We start from the raw sequence: 1324 nt of genomic DNA, 5'->3' as shown, positions 1-1324 counted from the left end.
AGTCGCAGTAGCCGCGCACCGTGTCGTCCAGCCCGTCCGCCGGGACCGACGCCGTGACCAGGCCGATCTCGGCGGCCCGGCGACCGTCGAAGGTGTCGCCGGTCAGGTACAGCTCGGCGGCGGCGCGGGGGTGCAGCCGGGGCAGCACGGTCGCCGAGATCACCGCCGGGATCACCCCGATGCGGACCTCGGTGAACGCGAACGTCGCCTCGTCGGCGCAGACGGCCAGGTCGGCGGCGGCGATCAGGCCGAGCCCACCGGCCCGCGCCGGCCCGGCCACCCGGGCCAGCACGGGCTTCGGGCACTCCCAGACCGCGGCGAGCACATCACCCAACATGCCGGCCGGAACCGTCCCGCTGGCGTACGCCATGGCGGTTTCCTTCAGGTCCGCCCCGGAGCAGAAAACCGGGCCGGTGTGGTCGAGCACTACCGCTCGGACCGCCTCGTCGGCCACCGCGTCCGCCAGCCCGGCCAGCAACTGGGTCATCAGGGCGGTGGAGAGCGCGTTGCGGTTGTGTGGGCTGTCCAGGGTGAGGGTGGTCACCCCACGGGCCGTGGCGACCCGCACGAGGACGTCGGGAGAGGTCATGCCGGGCACACTAGTGGCCATGCCCGGCGTCCTTCCAGATGGTGAGACCGTCCCCGTCGACGGATCGTTGCCCGCCACCGCCACCGCAGCGGTCGGCGCGCGCGGCTTCGGCGTGTACGTGCACGTCCCGTTCTGCGCCAGTCGCTGCGGCTACTGCGACTTCAACACCTACACCGCTGCCGAACTGGGCGGCGGTGCCAGCCGCGAGGGGTACGCCGACACCGTCCTGGCCGAGCTGGCGCTCGCCGCCCGGGTGCTGGGCGACAACCCGCCGCCCCGGGTCGACACCGTCTTCGTCGGTGGTGGCACGCCCACCCTGCTCCCCGCCGACGACCTGGCCCGCATCCTCGACGGGATCGACCGCACCTGGGGGCTGGCCGCCGACGCCGAGGTGACCACCGAGGCCAACCCCGAGTCGGTCACCCCGGAATCGTTGAAGCTGCTGCGGGCGGCCGGCTACACCCGGATCTCGCTGGGCATGCAGTCCGCCTCCCCGGGGGTGCTGGCGATCCTGGACCGCACACACAGCGCCGGCCGGGCCACCGCCGCCGCCCTGGAGGCGCGCGACGCCGGGTTCGCGCACGTCAACCTGGACCTGATCTACGGCACTCCGGGGGAACGGGCCGAGGACTTCGCCGCCTCGCTGGAGCAGGTGGTCGCCGCCGGGGTGGACCACGTCAGCGCGTACGCCCTGATCGTCGAGGACGGCACCCGGCTCGCCGCCCGGATGCGGCG

Annotated in this window: 2 protein-coding genes; one reads left to right on the top strand and one right to left on the bottom strand. The window is 73.9% G+C overall.

Features of this window, described 5'->3' with window-relative positions:
- Window positions 1-589, bottom strand: a 589-nt coding sequence (locus tag KBX53_RS33135; RefSeq protein WP_210863795.1) for an enoyl-CoA hydratase-related protein, incomplete at its 3' end; no start/stop codon positions are given.
- 19 nt (window positions 590-608) lie between these two features.
- On the opposite strand from KBX53_RS33135, the gene KBX53_RS33130 reads away from it, so the two are divergent.
- Window positions 609-1324 (top strand): coproporphyrinogen-III oxidase family protein (locus KBX53_RS33130; RefSeq protein WP_210863798.1); only part of this gene is annotated, 716 nt, incomplete at its 3' end.

Origin of the sequence: Micromonospora sp. M51, from assembly GCF_018070305.1 — a bacterium.
Classification (GTDB): domain Bacteria; phylum Actinomycetota; class Actinomycetes; order Mycobacteriales; family Micromonosporaceae; genus Micromonospora; species Micromonospora parva.
The sequence above is the reverse complement of the archived record's forward strand: the minus strand, read 5'-3'. Positions and strand labels throughout refer to the sequence as shown.